Source organism: Clostridium ganghwense, from assembly GCF_026735165.1.
Lineage (GTDB): Bacteria > Bacillota > Clostridia > Clostridiales > Clostridiaceae > Clostridium_H > Clostridium_H ganghwense.
On sequence record NZ_JAPQES010000002.1, the window covers coordinates 336747 to 358622 of the forward strand.

18 protein-coding genes and 1 pseudogene are annotated in these 21876 nt (G+C 29.3%); 8 read left to right on the forward strand and 11 right to left on the reverse strand.

What is annotated here, in order from left to right; genetic code table 11:
- Positions 1-182 precede the first annotated feature (182 nt).
- Together OXH55_RS08245 and OXH55_RS08250 are read right to left on the reverse strand one after the other, a co-directional pair.
- Entirely contained in the window at positions 183-386 is a 204-nt protein-coding gene (locus OXH55_RS08245) for a hypothetical protein (RefSeq protein ID WP_418921835.1), read from the reverse strand.
- 31 nt (positions 387-417) lie between these two features.
- Positions 418-1209 (reverse strand): alpha/beta hydrolase, encoded by a 792-nt coding sequence (locus OXH55_RS08250; protein ID WP_268049368.1) that lies wholly within the window; start codon positions 1207-1209, stop codon positions 418-420.
- A gap of 144 nt (positions 1210-1353) precedes the next feature.
- Here OXH55_RS08250 and OXH55_RS08255 point away from each other — a divergent pair, with 144 nt between their 5' ends.
- Entirely contained in the window at positions 1354-2226 is an 873-nt protein-coding gene (locus tag OXH55_RS08255) for an AraC family transcriptional regulator (protein ID WP_268049370.1), read from the forward strand.
- Between the two features lie 99 nt (positions 2227-2325).
- On the opposite strand, the gene OXH55_RS08260 is transcribed toward OXH55_RS08255, so the two are convergent.
- Together OXH55_RS08260 and OXH55_RS08265 are read right to left on the reverse strand one after the other, a co-directional pair.
- Positions 2326-4290 carry a hypothetical protein gene (locus OXH55_RS08260; protein WP_268049372.1) on the reverse strand — a complete coding sequence of 655 codons (1965 nt, stop codon included), beginning with the start codon at positions 4288-4290 and terminating at the stop codon, positions 2326-2328.
- 1003 nt (positions 4291-5293) lie between these two features.
- The gene (locus OXH55_RS08265; RefSeq protein WP_418921836.1) at positions 5294-8671 is read right to left on the reverse strand and encodes an AAA family ATPase; all 3378 of its coding nucleotides are present in this window, start codon (positions 8669-8671) and stop codon (positions 5294-5296) included.
- A gap of 338 nt (positions 8672-9009) precedes the next feature.
- Between OXH55_RS08265 and OXH55_RS08270 the strand changes: the two are divergent.
- Positions 9010-9243: pseudogene (locus OXH55_RS08270) on the forward strand (ABC transporter substrate-binding protein); the annotation flags it as partial.
- 423 nt (positions 9244-9666) lie between these two features.
- On the opposite strand, the gene OXH55_RS08275 reads toward OXH55_RS08270, so the two are convergent.
- Positions 9667-10050 carry a hypothetical protein gene (locus tag OXH55_RS08275; protein ID WP_268049378.1) on the reverse strand — a complete coding sequence of 128 codons (384 nt, stop codon included), beginning with the start codon at positions 10048-10050 and terminating at the stop codon, positions 9667-9669.
- Between the two features lie 579 nt (positions 10051-10629).
- Between OXH55_RS08275 and OXH55_RS08285 the strand changes: the two genes are divergently transcribed.
- The 4 genes from OXH55_RS08285 (at position 10630) to OXH55_RS08300 (ending at position 13652) form a co-directional block, all read left to right on the forward strand.
- A complete protein-coding gene (locus OXH55_RS08285) occupies positions 10630-11175 on the forward strand; it encodes a sigma-70 family RNA polymerase sigma factor (protein WP_268049380.1) in 546 nt (181 codons plus the stop codon).
- Positions 11172-11996 (forward strand): hypothetical protein, encoded by an 825-nt coding sequence (locus OXH55_RS08290; protein ID WP_268049382.1) that lies wholly within the window; start codon positions 11172-11174, stop codon positions 11994-11996. The genes OXH55_RS08285 and OXH55_RS08290 overlap by 4 nt, the downstream gene beginning before the upstream one ends.
- 66 nt (positions 11997-12062) lie before the next feature.
- Positions 12063-13025 carry a hypothetical protein gene (locus OXH55_RS08295; RefSeq protein WP_268049384.1) on the forward strand — a complete coding sequence of 321 codons (963 nt, stop codon included), beginning with the start codon at positions 12063-12065 and terminating at the stop codon, positions 13023-13025.
- 372 nt (positions 13026-13397) lie between these two features.
- Complete coding sequence (locus tag OXH55_RS08300; RefSeq protein WP_268049386.1) at positions 13398-13652, forward strand: ABC transporter substrate-binding protein; 255 nt, start codon at positions 13398-13400, stop codon at positions 13650-13652.
- Between the two features lie 407 nt (positions 13653-14059).
- Here OXH55_RS08300 and OXH55_RS08305 read toward each other — a convergent pair whose 3' ends face one another.
- Positions 14060-14425: a hypothetical protein gene (locus OXH55_RS08305; RefSeq protein ID WP_268049387.1), complete on the reverse strand. Its 366-nt coding sequence runs from the start codon at positions 14423-14425 to the stop codon at positions 14060-14062.
- Between the two features lie 18 nt (positions 14426-14443).
- On the opposite strand from OXH55_RS08305, the gene OXH55_RS20210 reads away from it, so the two are divergent.
- Positions 14444-14524, forward strand: a complete 81-nt coding sequence (locus OXH55_RS20210; protein WP_418921837.1) for a hypothetical protein — start codon at positions 14444-14446, stop codon at positions 14522-14524.
- Positions 14525-14608: 84 nt separating this feature from the next.
- Here OXH55_RS20210 and OXH55_RS08310 read toward each other — a convergent pair whose 3' ends face one another.
- From OXH55_RS08310 to OXH55_RS08330, 5 genes are all read right to left on the reverse strand, one after another.
- A complete protein-coding gene (locus OXH55_RS08310; protein ID WP_268049388.1) occupies positions 14609-15046 on the reverse strand; it encodes a hypothetical protein in 438 nt (145 codons plus the stop codon).
- Between the two features lie 19 nt (positions 15047-15065).
- Positions 15066-15518 (reverse strand): hypothetical protein, encoded by a 453-nt coding sequence (locus tag OXH55_RS08315; RefSeq protein WP_268049389.1) that lies wholly within the window; start codon positions 15516-15518, stop codon positions 15066-15068.
- Entirely contained in the window at positions 15442-16392 is a 951-nt protein-coding gene (locus OXH55_RS20110) for an RHS repeat-associated core domain-containing protein (RefSeq protein ID WP_268049390.1), read from the reverse strand. The genes OXH55_RS08315 and OXH55_RS20110 overlap by 77 nt, the downstream gene beginning before the upstream one ends.
- 801 nt (positions 16393-17193) lie before the next feature.
- Positions 17194-17457, reverse strand: coding sequence for a hypothetical protein (locus OXH55_RS08325; protein ID WP_268049391.1), 264 nt, complete (start codon positions 17455-17457; stop codon positions 17194-17196).
- Between the two features lie 43 nt (positions 17458-17500).
- Positions 17501-20293 carry an RHS repeat domain-containing protein gene (locus tag OXH55_RS08330; protein ID WP_268049392.1) on the reverse strand — a complete coding sequence of 931 codons (2793 nt, stop codon included), beginning with the start codon at positions 20291-20293 and terminating at the stop codon, positions 17501-17503.
- 526 nt (positions 20294-20819) lie between these two features.
- Between OXH55_RS08330 and OXH55_RS08335 the strand changes: the two genes are divergently transcribed.
- Complete coding sequence (locus OXH55_RS08335) at positions 20820-21842, forward strand: ABC transporter substrate-binding protein (protein WP_268049394.1); 1023 nt, start codon at positions 20820-20822, stop codon at positions 21840-21842.
- Positions 21843-21876 lie beyond the last annotated feature (34 nt).

The window sequence follows — 21876 nt, forward strand, 5'->3', positions numbered from 1 at the left end:
TAATGTTTCCATATATACAATTAAACACAAAAGCATATTATAATTATACAAAGTATTAAGATATTTTTCTATATGCTTTACCAGTTTTCAACTATTAACACTTTTTTATGAAAAGTAAAAGCACTAGCTCTAAAAAATAATAGCTAATGCTTTAAATCCTTATACAAGTTTATAATATTTCTTTAACACTTTGCCGTTGATTCTATATCACATTTAAAATTATCTTTTTTTAATAATACTTTAAAATAGCAAAATCCTGCTATAGCTGCAGCAATATGACTTATTAGAACAGCAATCCAAATTCCATTTAATCCCCATTTACTTATGGATAATAACTTTGCTAATGGCATACGAACAACAATATAGTAGAAAATCATTACAAACATAGAAGAAGATTTAGATATTTTTCATAATATATTAACATCCATAAAATTTTAAATATTTTTCAAGATTTGATTGTATATATTCAACACTGTGATTACCAGGGAATACATGGTTTTGAGAATTTATCCCTTTTTCTTTCAACATTTTATGTAAAATTGAACAGCCCTCATAAAATTTACCTTCATCCTTATCTCCAGCATCAAGATAGACATCAATATCAGAAGAAATATTATTGTTTCTTGCAATATATATTGGATCATATTTTTCCCATACACCCATGTCTTTATAATATGGTTTGTCTTCCTGGTCAAGTTCCAGTTCCAATGCAGGCATATGTCCTCCTACTTTTGAAAACATATGCTGATGTCGAAATGTATTGTGAAGAGCTACATAGCCCCCAGCAGATACCCCCCCTATATATCTTCCTTTTCTATCTTTTATAGTATTGAAAGTTTTATCTGTTAAAGGTACTATCTCTTTCATAAAGTAATCTTCATACATTCCTAAATTTATGATTCTATTATTATCTCCAGGATCAGACACCTCTTTACAGATTAAGGATGAATTCAACCCACGGCTGTTTTCAAGTCTTGGACAGACAATTATCATAGGCTTAATTTCCCCATCTTTTATCATTCGATCAGCTTTAGTATTTATATCTATTTCAAACATTACATTTTCACTCCCACTTCTTCCATGTAGAAAATATAATACAGGTAGAGGAGTTAAACTATTATAGCATTCAGGTAAATACACCAATATTGACATTTCTTTACCAAGTACATCGCTATAAAAACTTACTTTTTCTACTTTTGATTTATTCATTTTTGTACCACCTCATTTGAAATTTTTAACTTAAATCGTTATGTTTACAATAGAATGCACTTGTATTATAATAGTTATATTTGCAATATAATTCAAGAATTGTATTGCTGAAATTTAGCACAATTTTGACATGAGGGTATAGATATGAAAAATTTGCAAACTTATTATTATAAAAAAATGCCAGATCCAAATTTGGGTATAGATATATTCCTAGCAGAAAACTTTAAGAAGGGAAGAAAATTTAATACACATTGGCATGAAAATATGCAACTATATTTTTTTACTAAAGGTAAGGCTTTAGTTGAATGTAATAAAAACCGCTACTATGTTACAACTGGCAGTATTGTAGTCATTAACAATAATGAACTACATTCCCTTGAAAGTTTAAGTGACGATCTGAAGTTTTATACAATTCGTATCGATTCTTCATTCCTGTTCAGTAATCAAGTTGATTTATGCCAGACAAAATTCCTTTCACCTCTGTCACAAAATCAAATATCTTTTCAAAATTTAATTGAAAATGACAAACAGATATTGGACTGTGTCACCATAACAATACAAGAATATTTTTCGAGGAAAATCGGGTATGAACTTGCTGTAAAATCTTTCATTTACCAATTAATCGTCCTCCTATTAAGAAAATACATTAGTAAATTTCTAACTAGAAAAGAACTTATTTCAAAAGCAAATAATTTGAAACGTTTTGATTTGATTTTTAAATATATAGACACCAATTACTCTAAAAAAATAGCTACTTCTGATCTTGCAAATATTGTGCATATCAGTACCTATCATTTTTGCAGAATTTTTAAGCAAATGACAGGTAAGACAACTACAGATTATATTAATGGAATAAGACTGGAAAAGGCTGTTGACTATTTGAATAAAGGCGATCTGAATATAACTGAAATAGCATTAAGATGTGGATTTGATAGTGTAAATTATTTTAGCCGTTTATTTAAAAGGTATTATAATGTTTCACCAACAAAATTTAAAGAAACTAATTTCAAACGATAAAATGGTTAGTAAATATGATAGCTGGAGATTTAAACATATCAAAACAAAATAAAAAGAATACACAGTATATTTTCATTATACTCTGCATTCTTTACACACTTACTTTACAGTGAATTCCATTCTTAATGGTGATTTATATATTTCACCCTCTGCTGTCTTCACATTTTGTACAAATAAGTAATATGTTTTACCAGTCTCCCATATTGGTTTGCAATCATAATTTATTAATATTGATTTACCCGAATCACTTAATTTTATATCAATACCATCTAGTCTGTTTCCGCCACTAGGATCTGTACTTATAAATACATTATCATTATTTACAGATACCCCTTCTATACTTTTGTTAAAATTAATTTTCCAACGCTTAGATTTATCTTTTATACTTTTCTTCTCTTTGAATTTTCTCCAATTTGTTACTTTATCTTTTGATGTTAAGTCACCATTATATATAAAGAATAACTGCATATTCATATAACAAGCACCAAATTCTGTAGCTCCATGAGCTCCACCATATTCTGAGTTAAGCTCAAATGTTATAGTTTTTGTATTTGCAGGTACCTTCGCATCCAAATTATATTTTTTTCCGTTATTAGACTCTCCAGAATGATCGCGTTTGATTAAATAATTTTTATGATTATTGTAATCTGTTGTGTAAATTGTAAGTATTGGTCTTTCATACCCCACTCTTTTACCATCATTCCAAATATAATCTTTTACGTGGTGTTGATACCATGAATCACTATCTGATTTAAATTTCATTTCAAATTTCCCTTTATTAATTAACTGTTTATATTCACTTAAATCAAATACATAAGTAACTTCAAATGGATTATTTCCATCCTTACTTGATATTCTATCAGATGTAACATTAGCATTCTTTTCATAAGTAGGGTTTGCACTCTCAAAATTATTTTTTTCACCTAAAACAGGTTTATTTATATAAGTATCTTCTTCATTTGCTTTATCTTTGAAGGACAGAAACACATTATGGTAGTAAGCACCAAATCCTGTACTTTTATAATCTCCAGCAGCTGCTGAGTCAAACTCAAATTTTATTATTTTTGTGCCTGCAGGTAATGTGCCCTTCCAAGCATAGTCTTTTCCGTCATTAGACCCTTCAGGAGAATCGTGATTGATTAAATAAGTTGTTATATCATCCCTATCGTTATCGTAAACGTAATCCATTGTGTAAACTGAAAGCATCGGTCTTTCATAACCCCATTTTTGAGTCACTCTACCCAAAAATTTTTTTTCATTTTTACACCATGAATCACTACCTGCTCTAAAATCCATTTCAAATTTACCCTCATTAATTGACTTCTCGTATTTACTTAAATCAAATACATAAATAACTTTAAATGGATTATTTCCATCTCTACTTGTTATGTTGCCTAATCTAATATTAGCATTCTCTTCATAAGTAGGTTTTGCACTCTCAAAATTATTTTTTTCACCTAAAACAGGTTTACTTGCATAAGTATATTCTTTATCTGCTTTATCTTTGAAGGACAAAAACATATTATGGTAATCAGCACCAAATCCTGTACCTCTATAATCTCCAGCAGCTTTTGAGTCAAACTCAAATTTTACTATTTTTGTGTTTGCAGGTAAACTATCTTTCCACTTATAGACTTCTCCGGTATTAGACTCTCCAGAATCATCGCGGTAGATTAAATAACTTTTATTATTATTGTAATCCATTGTGTAAACTGAAAGCACCGGTCTTTCATAAGCCCATTTTTTACTCCCAATACCCAAAGTACCTTTTTTTTCGTTTTGATACCATGAATCACTATCTGCTCTAAAATCCATTTCAAATTTACCATCATTAATTGACTGCTTATACTTACTTAAATCAAATTCATAAACAACACTAAATGGATTATTTCCATCATGACTTGTTATCTTGTCTGATGTAACATCCGCATTATTTTTCACAATAGGTGTTGCAGTTTGAAAATTATTTTTTCCACCTACATCAGGTTCATCTGCATAAACTTCTAAAACTCCAAAACAAAATGCAAATAAAATAAACATTAAACCTACAACTATTTTTTTCAAATTAAACCTCCCCTTTTCATTTACATAATAGCCACTTGCAAAACCCCTAAACCCGTTAGGGTTCAAGGCTTTTCAAGCTTTATCAAAAAGGATTTCCCTCACTTTATGTCGAATATATATAATAACCACAAAATATAAATTCAAGGAGGTACCCTTTATGATTAATTTCAAAAATCAAATTCATCTTTGTGATATTTACGAAGAGGTCGTAGACTGCTTTCAAGAAGATAAGCCTAAATATTTCGGATCTCTTTTAACTATAAAGATTCTAATATTATTCCACATAAGGTTGCTTGTAGTAAAATACTTAAACAAACATATGCCAATCCTGAAATTAAACTTTCTTATATCAATGGTCATTATTGTTATACACTTAAAGCAACTACTCTTCCATTAATTTTATTAATCATAAAATTTCACTCCTTTTCAGCATAAAGTTTCGTATTTATATCCGTATTTGAAAATTCCTAGTTTATTCTACAATATTATACTTTTATAATACTATTTCATTCTGAATAAATTCTGAATATAAAAAAGACAGATTATATATCTGCCATAAGTTTTTTGTACAAATCTTTTATTTCCCATTTAGGCTCAATTCCTAGTTCACTTTTTAGTATTTTATTACCAATAAATGATTTAGTTATTGACTTGTTAATAAATATATATGCATATTCCTAGAAATATTATTACAATTATATAGTATATAAGCTTTAATTTACTTTCTTCATTTCCTAATATAATTTTACCTATATCAATCCTCTAGATATAACTACAGCATCCTAAATCATTTTCAATTCTCTGTACTTTGATCTTGAGTTTTACACTTCTAACAGGATGTGCTCCTAAGAAAGAAACTCAACTAAAAAAAGTATAAATAATTCAAAAAAGCCTAACAGACTCATAAATTCTATTAGACTTTTTTATTCTACAACTATAATATTAATTTTTAATATATTTAGACATATACTTCAAATCATTCTCAAAAATTTAAATATTCTCTTTAAGTATTTTTATGAAGGAACATTTTCTTAGCTTGAATCAAATCATCAGTGATAATGGTATTAATACCATTATTTCCTATTTTAGAATCATAGACCCTTACACTTTGAATTCTAATAACATTATCAAGGAATTGTTTTATCATAAGTCCATTCTTTATAATAATATATTTATTCTCATAGAACTCAGTTATTATTTTACCTATATTGTCTTCACATTCACTCTCCATTGAATAACCTTTGTCTTTAAGAATTTTTAGAGCCAAATTAATTAAATCAGTTTCAGTATAGTCATCAAAATCTAATAAAGTTGGGAATCTATAGCTTAATGCTGGATTTTGTTTCATCAAATCTCTTATAGTTTTTTCTTCTCCATTCAAAACTATTATCATCCTATTGCTATTTTTATCAATAAACTTAATTAGTTTAACAATAGTGTTGTTAGACTCCTCTCCTCCAATAAATAAATCAGTTCTATCTATAAATAATACCTTCCCTATTCCTTTATTCAGAACATCTTCTAACGTTTTGCCGCTTTTAATAGCAGTGTCAATTTCATATTTACTGATTTGAAGAGGAGCCTTTGCATTTACTATACCTATGCTGTATAACATTTCAGTCAAGACATTTAATACAATATTTTTACCAGTTCCTATTCCTCCAGTGAAAATAATATTCATATACTTGTTTATATCTGAGTTTATTCCTAATTTCTTTCTTCTTTCATTAATTCTAAATAACTTATATTGATTTCTTAAAAATTCCTTAGCTTTGTCATTATCAGAAATCCTCATCAGTTTGTTTTCAAGATTAAAACTCTTATCATTTTCAGAAAATATAAGTTTTTCAACATCTTCAGCAATTATACGATTCATTTCGTAAGCACTAATTTGTTCTTCAGCAACTCTGACACTTTGAATTCTTATAAGATTTTCAATATGGTTTCTTACCATTCTAGCATTACCAGATTGGGCATCTGAATTCTCATATATATCAACAAAACTCTTTTCAAGCTCTACATGAGCATTTTTAGATATTTCAAATCCTTTTGACTTTAAAAGTCTAAGCCCGATTTCCAATAATTCATTTGGTCTATAATCCTCAAAAGTCGTCCATAATGGGAATCTTGATCTAAGACCAATGTTTACATCAAAAAAATCTTCCATCTCTTTACTATATCCAGCTAAGATAACAATAACTTCTTTTGAATAGTCTTCAATTAGTTTAAGTAATGTTTCAATAACCTCTCTACCTAGTGAATCATTTGCTAACGTATATGCCTCATCAATAAATAAAATTCCACCAATAGCTTCTTTAAATTTTGCCTCTGTTTTTTTAGATGTCTCTTCTGAATTTTCTGCTACAAAACTTGATCTATCTGTTTCAACAAGTTGTCCTCCTTTTAAGAAGCCCATGCTGTTTAACATTTCCGCTACAAGCCTTGCAATACTTGTTTTTCCTGTTCCAGGATTACCTGCAAAAACCATATTTAAATTTTGTTCAATCTTTGTATCAACACCTACTGATTTTCTCTTTTCTTGCGCAATTAACAATTTATATTGATTTCTCAGTAAATTCTTTACTTCCCCTAATCCAACAATACCTTTTAATTTTTCCTCTAAATCAAATCTAACTCTAACATTAAAGTTAAAATTGCTTCTATCTAATATATCAATTGGTCTTTCCAAATCTAAAAGGTACTTTTTAGACGCATCCATTATAGCATTTTCTATAACATTCCTTACAAATCTTGCATTTCCTAAGCCTTTGCTCTCAATAGTCTGGTTTCTTGTAAATAGGTCTATTAAATCATTCTTCACATTATTAGCAATATAATACCCTTTATCTCTTGCTATATTAACAGCTATTTCGTACATTTCTTCTGGTGTGTAGTCTGTAAAATGTATAATATTATGGAACCTAGATTTTAATCCTTGATTATAGTTAAGCACTCTTTCCATATCTTTCTCATAACCTGCTAAAATAACAACTAGATTATCTCTATTATTTTCAATTCCATATAGAAGAGTATCTATAATTTTTCTTCCTACATTATCATTTTCACTTTCACACAAGGCATAAGCTTCATCAATAAACAAAACCCCTCCAATAGCTGAGTTAACAATATCATTTGTTGTTTTTTCAACATCACTAGCATCTCCAGATACAAAATCAGCTTTACTAACTTCTACAAAAACATTCCTTGATAACACTCCTAAAGCATTTAAAAAATCAAATGTAATTCTAGCAGCATTTGTTTTTCCAGTACCTGCATTACCTATAAACACCATATTTGAAGGTGTATTAACTGTCTTCATACTAAGTCTTTCTCTTATTTTTTGTACTTTAAAGTTGTTTTCAATATTATTAATGTGTTCTTTAAATTCTTTTATCCCTACTATTGAGTCCAATCTATGCTTTACTTCTTCTAAGGATGGTGTTACATAATCGTTTAATTCATATACTTCATTATTTATTTTTGCAAATATTTTATCATTTTCGATATATAATAAAATTCTACTATTTTTCTTAATCTTTTCTTCTTCAATAATTTTCTTTAGAGGATTGCCTATTTTGTATCTAGTATAGTCCATTAAAGTAAAATTCTTATCTTCATTAAATTTATAAATATAAGATAAAATACCGTAATCCTCTTCTAGATTATTACTTTCTTTATTTCTAAATGTGATATCAAGACTATAATTTACTTCTAATTCTTTTAATACCTTAAATAGTACTTTTTTCATAATAAGTGTTTTTTCAACCTTAGTTAGGTTTTTAGTATATAAAACTTTGTCTCTGTTATTAATGTAATTTTCAACAAACTCTAAATAATCACTGTCATTCTTTTTATCATATAAAAACACAACAAATTTATCATTACATTGTATTGTATTAATTGTATTTCCTACATTTTCAGTTGTTTCTAAAAGGAATCTGTTATTCATAACATAGTCAGTTTCTAATTCAATACTACTATTTGGATATATCTTAGTTAATATATCAAGCATCTTATCACTTGCCATATTAACATTTGTGAACACTATACCTTCTGAACTATTGCTCAGCTTTTCATATAAATCTGTTAAAAATGCATTATAACCGTAGTTACAGTTGTATGAAGCTAAATCAATCTCTTCAAGAGTTGCATTCTCTAAAAGTTTATTTGCTCTTAATTCTTGAAACATATGTCTCATACTAACTTTTTTAAATGTATTCATCTCTCCAACAACAAGTAATACACCTTTTTCTCTATTCATTACTTTATCTTTAAAATAAGCACTTAATTCTTTAAAATAATCTTCTTGTCCAATAAATTCTTTATTCAATTTTCCTTCTATCTCTGCAAAAATATCTTCATTTAAAATCAATCTCACAATGCATTTCTCCCTCAATAAATATTTTCTCTATCTATCCAAATAATTTGATGACTATAAGTGGTATAAATAACATTTTATATGAAGATAATTATAGCATAATTTAATGATATATTCATCAAGAGCAGAGAATATCTGAATTTTTATAGCATTTTCATTATATTTAGTAGAATAAAAAATTTTAGAATTTAGGAACCTAAAAGTAAAAATTCTTATGAGGAAATGAATTTAAGATTGTATAGTATTTAAATGAAAGGCTTAATAAAACCTAAGCACCAGTACTAGATAATTTTCATATAATACTATCACATGAATTAATTCTATGGAGGTAAAGTACTTTTATGAAAAAAAAGGTGTTTAGTCTATTTTCAATTCTCTGTACATTACTCTTGAGTTTTACACTTCTAACAGGATGTGCTCCTAAGAAAGATACTCAACTAAAAAAAGTTAAGTTAAATGAAGTAGTACGTTCTGTTTTTTATGCTCCTATGTATGTAGCTATTAATGAAGGTTTTTTTAAAGAGGAAGGCTTAGATATTGAGCTTTCGACTGGACAGGGGGCAGATACAACTATTGTGAAAACACAAGTATTGTAATTAAGAGGTTGTACATAGAAATGCCTAAAAAACATAAATAAAATAAAAGATATTTTTTTCTATCATAACCTTAGTACTCTTATATACCCAAATCACTTCATATACACCGTCTCTGACTAAGTGATTCGCACTTTATTTGTTACCCCTAAGTCCTCTTCTCTTTCATTTGTATAAATCCTATTTATTTCATCTTATTCTAAAAAATCCAGCAGAAAAACTGCTGGATTAGTAATTTTTATATTCTATTCATTTACAATTTGTTCACAATCCCCGAGGGTTCTAGGCGAACCCGTAGGTACGCCTTGCTTTAAATGTTTCAACCTATTATATATACACTACCTCTTACTACAATATGAGTAAGCTTACTTACTCCTGTTTGCTTGTATATTTACTAGTTCTTTATTATTTTTTCTTAAATTTATTATGCTTATTACGTTTGTAAGCAACATTAATTAATGCTGTTATTAATAAGCTTAAAAATAAAATTCCCATTAAAGTTATAAATATAGGCTTATATTGTTTTGAAATTTGCGGATAATTATTTTCTATGGTAACTGCTATTATTAATATACTAAAAAGCAATATTGCCAATATAGTCATAACAAGCAAATAGATACGCTCTTTTTTATCTCCTTTATATTTTAAAGCAATTAATAATGCTACTGTCATGCACAACATTAATATGATTACTATCATTGGAAATGGTATATTTTCTATACCTATAATTCTAATAGCAGTAATTAATATAAATACTGTTACAATTGCAATAATATTATTCTTTTTCATAGTTTTTGTTCCACCTACATTCTTAATTATTATCTTACTTGTTACTGGTATTTTAGAATTCTATAATTTGAATCTGTATACTCATAAGCATAGGTCTTTGTAACAGTTCCTAGTGTTCCTGTTGTATAATCCTATTCTTCTTTACTTGTTATATTTCCTCCCACATCATAGCTATATACTATAATCTTGTCTAATACTTTGTTATCCTCTCTTACAAGTTGGTTCAACTCATCATAGTAGTATTTTATTACCTTACCATTTTCAGTTATGGTCTGAATATTACCATTAGCATCATAAGTATAAGTTATTTTCTTCCCATTATTATCTATTTCACTTACTCTTGTGGTAGTTGTATTTGCTTCTTTCCCTGCTTCAAAACTTATCCAATTAACAATGGACAGTTGAAAATTGACAGTGTTATTTGTAATATGAATTTCTGTATATAAACAATTTCTGGTATTTGTAAGAATAATATTCAGATATGTTTACAAAAAAAGTTTTAAAAGTTTGAGTGAAAATCAAAAACTATTCGTATATATAAGTGAAAGGGCAACCAAAGCTATTGAAGGGAGTAACAAAATGGATGATAGTAGCATATTATTACTTCTTAAAAACAGTCCATCTAAAGGATTATATGAAGTTACTAAAAAATATGGTGGAATGGTAGAAGCAATAACAAGAAAAATACTTTACAACACTGCAGAAGATATTGAAGAATGCGTGGCAGACACATTTGTTACCTTATGGAAAAACACAAATGATGTAGAATTTGAGCGAGGTACACTTAAAGGGTATATTGCATGTATTGCTAGAAATAAAGCAATTGATCGATATAGAAAACTGTGCAAGGAAAGTACTGTTTATATGGAAGATAAAGATATTGTTTCAGATACGGATATAGAAGAAGAGATTGTCATAAAAAGTGATGTTGAGGTTTTACAAGGAGTTATTAACCAAATGGGTGAGCCTGACAAAGAAATTTTTATAAGACGTTTTTTCTGGTTTGAAAAAGTGAAAGAAATAGCAGCTCATTTAGAATTAACAGAAAAGAATGTTGAAAATCGTATATACCGTGGTAAAAAGCGATTAAAACAAGTACTAACTGAAAGAGGTGTTACAATATGAAAAAAATTGATGATAAGTTTTTAGATAAACTTGACGAAATGGAGATAGATATGGCTGAATTATCAGAAGATAAACTTAAGCGAATTTATGAGCTTGAAATGAAAAAAGCAGGGGTACAGAAGCCACAAAAGAAAAAAAATAACTGGAAAGTTAGAAAAGGGCTTGTTGCAGCATGTTTTGTTGTGGCGTTTGGAGCTGCTTTCCCTAATATGATTACTGATATAAAGAATTTTACAGAAAATCCTGCAGTAAGTATTCCTAATGATAGTATAAAAGAAAAAATCAAGATTAGTACATCGCTGAAAGATGACGAACACTCTTCTGTGGTAGAACTTTCAAATGGTATTCTGAATTTTGGTGAATCTACACCCCCTATGGATAGTATTCTATATTTTGACCCTGAAACTACAACAAAGCGTTTGTTGACACAAAAGGAGTATATTGAGTATTTGGGAGTAGACCCAAGACTTTCATATATACCAACAGGGCTAATAGAGCAACCAGTTAATAATTTGAAGATAATAGAAAACAAAAATGGAACTATGGCTTTTGATAATGGCTGTTTTAATTATAGTTCAAAAGATAATAAAAAATTTCTAACAGTAACAACTTCAAAAGGTGGTTATCCAAAGGATTGTGCTTTTATCGCTAATGAAAGTGATAGTAAGTCAAATATAAACGGTATAGAGGTTAATGTTGGGTATAATCAATATAACATGTATGTTGCAACTTTTATGTTCAAGGGAATTGGATATGAAATAACAAGCACTAATATAACTCAAAAGGAATTTATAAATGTGCTCATTTCTATACTTCAATAATACAGTAAAAGATATGTTTTTTTAGTTTATTAAATAAAATTAATATATAAAAGAGGGAGAATAATTATGTTAAAAACAAAAATAATAGCATTATGTGCAGTAGGATCAATTCTTTTAGGAGGTACAGGTTTAGGTGTTTCTGTATCCTCATTGCAAAGTGACAACGAGCCTAAGGCTATAGTTAGTGAAGCAGTGTTAGCAGATGAAATTAACGTTGAACCTATCTCTTATGGTGAAGATGGTTTAGAACCTAAAGGTGAATTAGCATGTGAACTTATTGAGGAACCTAAAGATGGATTAGCATGTGAACTTACTGAGGAACCTAAAGATGGATTAGCATGTGAACTTACTGAGGAACCTAAAGATGGATTAGCATGTGAACTTACTGAGGAACCTAAAGGTGAATTAGCATGTGAACTTACTGAGGAACCTAAAGATGGATTAGCATGTGAACTTACTGAGGAACCTAAAGATGGATTAGCATGTGAACTTACTGAGGAACCTAAAGGTGAATTAGCATGTGAACTTACTGAGGAACCTAAAGGTGAATTAGCATGTGAACTTACTGAGGAACCTAAAGGTGAATTAGCATGTGAACTTACTGTAGAACCTAAAGGTGAATTAGCATCAATGACAAATGAAGTTGATATATATAATATTGTTTTAGATTATTTTATTTCTCTAGATGAAGCATTAAATAGTGATATGAAATATATTGCTGTGAATTTCGATGCAAGTATTGATAAGGAAAACAAAGAAAAAGTTATAGAGAATCTAAAAAAATATAATGTAGATATAATAGAAGGGAACGTGGAGGAATTAATGGCAAAAGGGCTAGGTGACGAATATGGTAATTTAGATGGTATTCTATTATCAATAAGTGATGTTAAAATAGAATCAGAAAATAAAATAATAATCAATGGTTCTAAATATCGTTCAGGTCTTGGTTCTATTTCCACTCAAGTTACTATTAACAATGATAACGGAACTTGGAAAATTGAAGAGTCATCACCTCAAATTGCATCATAATACTTTACAAGGGCTAACCCCATATTGGAAGCAAATGGCTCCCATTTGATAAGTTAAGAACATATAGAAAATATCGTTGGTGAAAAATACGTAAGCGTCAAATAGTCCCCACCTATTATTGAGCTAGGGACTATTTGACGCTTACTTTTTAGAATTCAAATTATATTTTTCATGAAAATTAATATATAACCAACTAAGCGAAAGTAAAGAATTTTAGAATTTAAGAACTAAAAAATAAAAATTCTTGTAAAGAAATAGATTTAGACTGCATAATATTTAAATGTAAAGCTTAATAAAACCTAAGCACCAGTATTCTATAATTTTCATATAATACTATCACATGAATTAATTCTATGGAGGTAAAGTACTTTTATGAAAAAAAAGGTGTTTAGTCTATTTTCAATTCTCTGTACATTAATCTTGAGTTTTACACTCCTAACAGGATGTACGCCTAAGAAAGATACTCAACTAAAAAAAGTTAAGTTAAATGAAGTAGTACGTTCTGTTTTTTATGCTCCTATGTATGTAGCTATTAATGAAGGTTTCTTTAAAGAAGAAGGCTTAGATATTGATCTTTCAACAGGTCAAGGTGCAGAAGCAACTATTGTCAAAACACAAGTATTGTAATTAAGAGATTGTACATAAACATTCCTAAAAAACATAAGTAAAAGATTGTTGTTTTCTATCATAACCTTAGTACTCTTATATCCCTGAATTACTTTACATATACCGTTTCCGACTAAGTGCCTCGCACTTTATTAATCAGCCTAAAAAACAAAGCTATTGAAATGTTTTTTACACTTCAATAGCTTTTATAAGTCTATCCAATATAATAAATTCCTAAGTACCTAACCACTTAACGAAGGAACCTGAAACTGAGCTTATCATTAACTATTTATTTTCTTTTTTCTTGTTGAGTATTTTACATTTTTCAGGTCATCAACACGTTCCCTTAGCATTTAATGGTAACTACTTTCATTTGCTAATCTCGAGAGACCCGTAGGTACGTATTGCTATACCTTATTTTAAATTACCTATTTAATTTTACCAATATTTTTTATAGCTAATATTATTATATAGATTGTAAAATAAATAAATACCGCTAAAGTTAATACAATAAAAATAGATTTATATTGTTCCCATACTTGTGGAAATTTATTATTAACTATAGCTATTACAAAAAGCAACATTGCTAAAACAATAAACAATAAAATAAATATCTTAGCAAATTTATTCTGGTTTCCTATTGCATCATAGACTATTTCGCTGCCATTAAATTTCTTTAATAAATCTTTCCAATTTGCATCTGTATACTCATAGGCATAAGTCTTTGTAACATCTCCTAGTGTTCCTGTTGTATGAGCATATTCTTTCTTATTTGTTATTTTTGACGAACTCAAAAAGCAATTGATGAGTATATTCATTTTTATAATTATAATAGAATTCAAAAAAGATTAAACAGCCTCAGTCGAATGGAATTCAAGACTTTGGCTGCTTAGAGTTTTTTTTATTATTTCTACTGTCTACTTGACAGGGAGCAGTTCACTTACGTATATGCTAATCAAAAAATTTTACTATAGAGCTTACTTTAACAACACTCCAATTATAACCATACTTACGCCAATTAACATAATACCGTGTAATATTATTATAAATCTTCTCATTTCAAACCTATTTCTCCAAACCCATGTCATAAGTGTTAAATAAAATATAAAAAAAGCGAGCCCACACCAAATATATAAATAATTTACATACATTTGGTATTTATGGTAATAGTTTTCTACTAATAAAATCAATAACATTGGAATACAAAAAATTACTGATTGAAAAATTATTAGTATATGCATAAACGGTTTTTTCAACACAATATATCTAACAAATTCTTCAATTAATAAACATATCCCTATTGCCAAAGCTCCTATTTTAAATTTATCTGATAAATACGGCATGAGTGCTACTAAGCACGCACCCAACATAGCCATATTTTGGGGTGAATTTATATTGTTAAATATTTTTTTCACTATTAAATCCTCCTACCAGTTATTCAAAAATAATTTTTTTAGCTTCATTTGCTAAACCGCCTATAATAACTGAACCTACAGTACAAACAATAACACCTGTCGCCGTACCTGCTCCAACTGCTACAAGCCCTACTCCAATGCCCGCTCCAGTTGCTAATCCCAATATATCAATACCACTTCTTCCTAGACCTTCTCCCCATCCATAATAACTAATATTACTATACATTTGAAGTCCTGTTAAAGCTACTGACAATAATCCTGCTGTTCCAGATATCTTACCCATTTTTCTACTTATACTGATAAATTTTCTACTATATTTAAAATACTCAAATTTTTGAATACCTACATACTTAATACTTGTTTTATATAAATGTTTACTAATAGTAGCTACTTTCTTAGCTACGCCTGCATGTATACCAGTATTTACTATTGATGTAGCAAGTTGTCCTTGTGGCGTTCCGCTTTTTTTCAAGTACTGTATCAATAACATTAGCACTAGAATCCACACTTGATGATAAATACTCATAATAGTAATATGCTTGTTTTTCTCCATTATCATCATTCAAAAACTCTCTTAAAAATCCACTTGGATCTGAATACATTATAGGATTATTGGAACAGTACACAAACATATTATGAGATAATAATTCTCCTACACTTCCAGCTATTGCATCCGCATTTATAAATCTTCCCCATTCAGGATTATAGTACCTGCTTTGTAAATAATACAATCCAGTCTCACTGTCATATCTATATCCTCTATATCTATACGGATTCTTTTCACCAACATCCTTGTTACTTGTATCATTAATAGAAATTAATTTTCCCCATGAGTCATAACTATATTTTACTACTTCCTCTCCATTCTTATCATATAACCCTATTATATCTCCTTGAGCATTTCTGATGTAGTAATATTCATCTTCACCATTTAGATTCATGCTAATAAGCTTGCCATTACTATCGTAACTATAGTATATCTTATCTGTTCCATTATCCTCATAGGTTACTTTATCTCCTATTAGATGATACTTTGTTATAACCGTATCTTGTCCTTGAACTACTTTTTTCTCTGTTCTTATGCCTGATGCGTTGTATTTATAATCAATATCGTAACCATTTCCATCTAAAGATGCTAGCTGTCTGCCTTGCTCCCATGTAAAATGCCATCCAGCATAATCTGTTGGGTTTCCTATTGCATCATAGACTATTTCGCTGCCATTAAATTTCTTTAATAAATCTTTCCAATTTGCATCTGTATACTCATAACCATAGGTCTTTGTAACATCTCCTAATGTTCCTGTTGTGTGAGCATATTCTTTCTTACTTGTTATATTTCCTCCCACATCATAGCTATATACTATAGTCTTATCTAATACTCTGTTATCTTCCCTTATAAGTTGGTTTAACTCATCATAGTAGTATTTTATTATCTTACCATTCTCAGTTATGGTTTCAATATTACCATTAGCATCGTAAGTGTAAGTTATTTTCTTCCCATTATTGTCTATTTCACTTACTCTTGTGGTAGTTGTATTTGCTTCTTTTCCTAATTCAAAGGTATAAGTTGTGCTAAGGTCTGTTTTTCCTGTGCTTAATTTTCTTTCTTCAAGTCTTCCAAAATCATCATACTTATAATTTACTCTGTTTCCTCTTCCTCTTGCATGAATTGCTTTTATTTCATCATCATTTAATGCTGTATTGTAATAACTGAATTGTTCTAACTGGCCGTTCTTAACTAATGGAGAATTGAGAGTTGAGAATTAACAGTGATGGTTGTTTTGCTAATGCAAAACTAAAATTCAAGTTTTTCTGTAACAAAAACTTCATTCACTTTCTACTTTCAATTCTCAATTTTCAACTAAAATTAATCTACAATTCAAATGCTATCGCATAAATTTAGAGTTATTTTCTCTCATACCCTTAATTACTCTTATATACCCAAATCACTTCATAGACACCGTCTCCGACTAAGTGCTTCGCACTTTGTTGTACACACTGAAAAACAAAGCTATTGAAGCGTAAAAAAAACACTTCAATAGCTTTTAAGAATTCCTTTAATGGAATATCCCTCATCAATTAGTACTCTTCCAATAAATATAATAAACTTTGTCCATTACTTATCATATTATAAAATTATTAAACACCTATTTTTTCTTATTTTTTTTCTCTTCATCAGAAATTTTTTTCCTTAAAAAAACAGATTTATCATTTGCATAGGTAACAACTTTGAACAATAGGTACCACATTATCACACCAAAAATTGAAGCTATAATACTTAATTTCATAATTGAAAAATCTTTATAATAAATACAATGTATTAACGATATTACATTAGAAATAACCCCAAAAAATATGATACCAAACCAAAAAATAAATTTATAGTATATATGCTTTATTTTATTAAACATTACATTTCTCCTCTACCTTTATTGTTATTCTTATAATACTTTTCTACTTACTAATTTCTAAAGTAAATCCACCACCTAATTCCCCTACTCCAACAGATCCATGAATCTTAAATTGTCCTTTTTTATTTAATCCCAAAGATGCTTCTGCTCCAATACTAAATATCTCTATTTCTCCTTCAAATGATACATTATATCCAAAGATGTCAAATGAACCAAATAATATAGATGTTTTAAACACTGAAGCTTTCAAGCCTCCTCCAACACCTATTGCTCCATCATTAGGTGTCCATATAGAAAAACCACCTTCGGCATTCAAAATTTTTTCTGTTATCGACATTCCATAATCAGCTGGAACATATGCTTCAATTCCACTTAATTCAAATGTACCTCCAATACTGCTAGACTCCTTATTCACTTTACCAAACTTTATATATTTTTCATCACCACTTTTATCACATATTTGGGACGATTTTATTTTTTTTACATTATGTCGACTGCTACTTTGTAATGCTTCTTTTTTCATCAATTCTAATGAAGCTTCTCTCATCTCTTCCGTCTCTTCACCTAAAGTAAATATAGCTCTAAATCCAGATGGGTCACTCATATTTACAACATTATTCTTACAATAAGCAAAGATATTGTGTCCTAATAATTCTCCTACACTTCCTGCTATTGCATCCGCATTTATAAATCTACCCCACTCAGGGTTATAGTACCTGCTTTGTAGATAGTATAATTTAGTTTCATTGTCATATCTATATCCTCGATATCTATAAGGATTCTTTTCACCAACATCCTTGTTACTTGTATCATTAATAGAAATTAAATTTCCCCATGAGTCATAACTATATTTTACTACCTCTGCTCCAGTCTTATCATATAACCCTATTATATCTCCTTGAGCATTTCTAATGTAGTAATATTCATCCTGACCATTTAGATTCATACTTACTAGCTTACCGTTATTATCATAAGTGTAATATATCCTATCTGTTCCATTATCCTCATAGGTTACTTTATCTCCTACAAGATAATATTTAGTTATAACTGTATTTTGTCCCTGAACTACTTTTTTCTCTGTTCTTATGCCTAATGAATTATACTTAAATATTATATCATCATACCCATTTCCATCTAAAGATGCTAGTTGTCTTCCATGCTCCCAAGTAAATGTCCAACCATTATAAGTTAGAGGGTTTCCTATGGCATCGTAAGTTATTGTTTGACCATCAAAATTTGTAAGCATATCTTTCCAATTTGCATCTGTATACTCATAACCATAGGTCTTTGTAACATCTCCTAGTGTTCCTGTTGTGTGAGCATATTCTTGCTTACTTGTTATATTTCCTCCCACATCATAGCTGTATACTATGGTCTTATCTAATACTTTGTTATCTTCCCTTATAAGCTGGTTTAACTCATCGTAGTAGTATTTTATTGCCTTTCCATCTTGTATTATGGTTTCAATATTACCATTAGCATCGTAAGTGTAAGTTATTTCTTTTCCATCATTACTTATTTTGCTTACTCTTGTTGTAGTTGTATTGGCTTCTTTTCCTGCTTCAAATTCATAAGTTGTACTAAAGTCTGTTTTTCCTGTGCTTAGTTTTCTTTCTTCAAGTCTTCCAAGATTATCATACTTATAATTTAATCTGTTTCCTCTTCCTCTTGCATGAATTGCTTTTACTTCATCATCACTTAATGCTGTATTATAGAAGCTGAACTGCTCCAATTGTCCATTTAATTGGTAACTTCCAGAATTGTGTCCGCCTACTGCTGTTGTTGCTCCTGTGAAGTCTTTAAAGTCTGTGGTGTCGCCAATATCTGGTATATAAACTTTATCATTTAGATATAATTTCGCACTTAAACTTCCATCAGTTACAGTCCAATTAAATGCTGCATAGTTCCATGTATTTACCGCTACAACATCTGTTGATGTTTTTAGAGTAACCCAATTTCCACCTTTACCTCTTACTGCTAGATTTAGTTTATTGTTTGAATCAAGATACAGACTTAAAATTGCATTATCATTGCCTTCTGATGCAAGTATATATCTTGTAGTGCCACTACTTTTTATAGTAAACCATACTCCCATGGTTCCAGAGTCTTTAGTTAGTCCTAAATCATATAGAATTTTTGTTGCTGTGTCTGTTGTTAGGACTTTCTTACCACTTTCTACTGTAGTATCAGCAACAAAATCAACTCCTGTTGCGCTGTATGGCTTCGTTCCTTTTGAACCTGTAATTGTTCCATTCAGTGGGAAGTTTTCCATGTTTCCATCATTCTTTAATGGATTATTATAGTAGATGTCTGTTGTTTTGCTGTCTTTGTCATAGTCATAAGATGTCATATAGCCTTTTCCATCTACTTTTTCCTGGAAGCTGCTTAGATTGCTTTCAATATCATAATTATAGTTTATTATATTTCCCTTTGAGTCTTTTATCTTTGTAAGTCTTTCTGAAGCATCATAGAAATATTGGTAGTTTACTTCATTTACTTCTTCATGATATGCTAAATTTCCGCTGGCATCGTATTTATATTTAAACTTTTCTACTCCATTATATTTGTCAGCAATTACTCTATCTTCTTCATCATAAACATATCTTACGGTATCACCATTTCCATAGTCTGAACCTAAAAGTTTACTAGTTCTAGCTTGAAGTATATTTGTGATTAAGTTTTGATTTCCTACAGCTACTGTAGTATTGTTGCCTAATTTATCATAACCAAAATTGTAGCTGAATCCATTGTGAGTTACTGATTTTATTCTGTCATTTTCATAAGAGTAGCTGTTTGTTACAGTTTTACCATCAGCAGTCTTTGATACACTTTGCAAACGATCAAGATTATCATAGGAATATGAAGTTATTTTTCCTTTCGCATCAGTAAAACTCTTAAGTGTACCTTTTACTGTATCGTAGTCATAAGTTACCTTACTGCCTGACGAATCCTCAACGGATTTTATATAGTTTCCGTCACTTGTATATTCAGCAGTTGATTTAATGGTTAAACCATTAGTTGTATCTCCTATTGTAGCTGTTTTTGGATTTCCGTAGCCATCATAACTAAATGAATATACTACATTTTCAGCAGAAGTTGCTTTTGTTATATTGTGTTTTGAATCATACTCATATTTAGTTTCAAATCAAATTATATTTTTCATGAAAATTAATATATAACCAACTAAACGAAAGTAAAGAATTTTAGAATTTAAGAACTCAAAAATAAAAATTCTTGTAAAGAAATAGATTTAGACTGCATAATATTTAAATGTAAGGCTTAATAAAACCTAAGCACCAGTACTCGATAACTTTCATATAATACTATCACATAAATTAATTCTATGGAGGTAAAGTACTTTTATGAAAAAAAAGGTGTTTAGTCTATTTTCAATTCTCTGTACATTGATCTTGAGTTTTACACTCCTAACAGGATGTGCTCCTAAGAAAGATCCTCAACTAAAAAAAGTTAAATTAAATGAAGTAGTACGTTCTGTTTTTTATGCTCCTATGTATGTAGCTATTAATGAAGGTTTCTTTAAAGAAGAAGGCTTAGATATTGATCTTTCAACAGGTCAAGGTGCAGATAAAACTATGCAACAAGTTTTATCTGGAAGCTGTCAAATAGGTTTCTGTGGACCTGAACAAGTTATTTATATCTACAATCAGAAGCGTGAAGATTTACCTATTATATTTGCACAACTCACACAAACTGATGGTTCTTTCTTAGTTGGCAGAACTACCGAAACTGATTTTAAATGGGAATCTCTTAAAGGCAAAACTATAATAGGTGGAAGACCTGGTGGAATGCCTGAAATGTCTCTTGAATATGTCTTAAGAAATCACGGTTTAAAACCTAACGAAGATGTAAATCTTATAACTAATCTAGCTTTCACTGCTACAGCTGGTGCTTTCAAAGCTGGAACTGGTGACTATGTTGCTCTTTTTGAACCTACAGCTAGTATGTTAGAGAAAGATCAATCTGGATACATTGTAGATTCTATAGGCAAACAAGCTGGTACAATTCCATATACTTGTTATTTTGCTACTAACTCTTATATGGAAAAAAATCCAGATGTAATAGAAAAATTCACAAAAGCTATTTATAAGGGTCAAGTTTGGGTAGCTAATCATAGTGACAAAGAAGTTGCAGAATCTATAAGCTCATTCTTCCCTGGCAGTGATATAGAAATTTTAACAAACGTTATTAAGAATTATAAAGGTATAAACGCATTTGCAGAAAATCCTGTAATGAAAGAAGCAGACTTAAATAGACTTATGGACATAATTCAATCTTATAGATCAGATTTAATTAAAGAAAGACCTCCATTTAACTCTATTGTCACTAATAAATATGCAGAAAAAACAGTATCTGAAAAGAAATAAAATCATAAAAGCTAATGCCACTTGGCATTAGCTT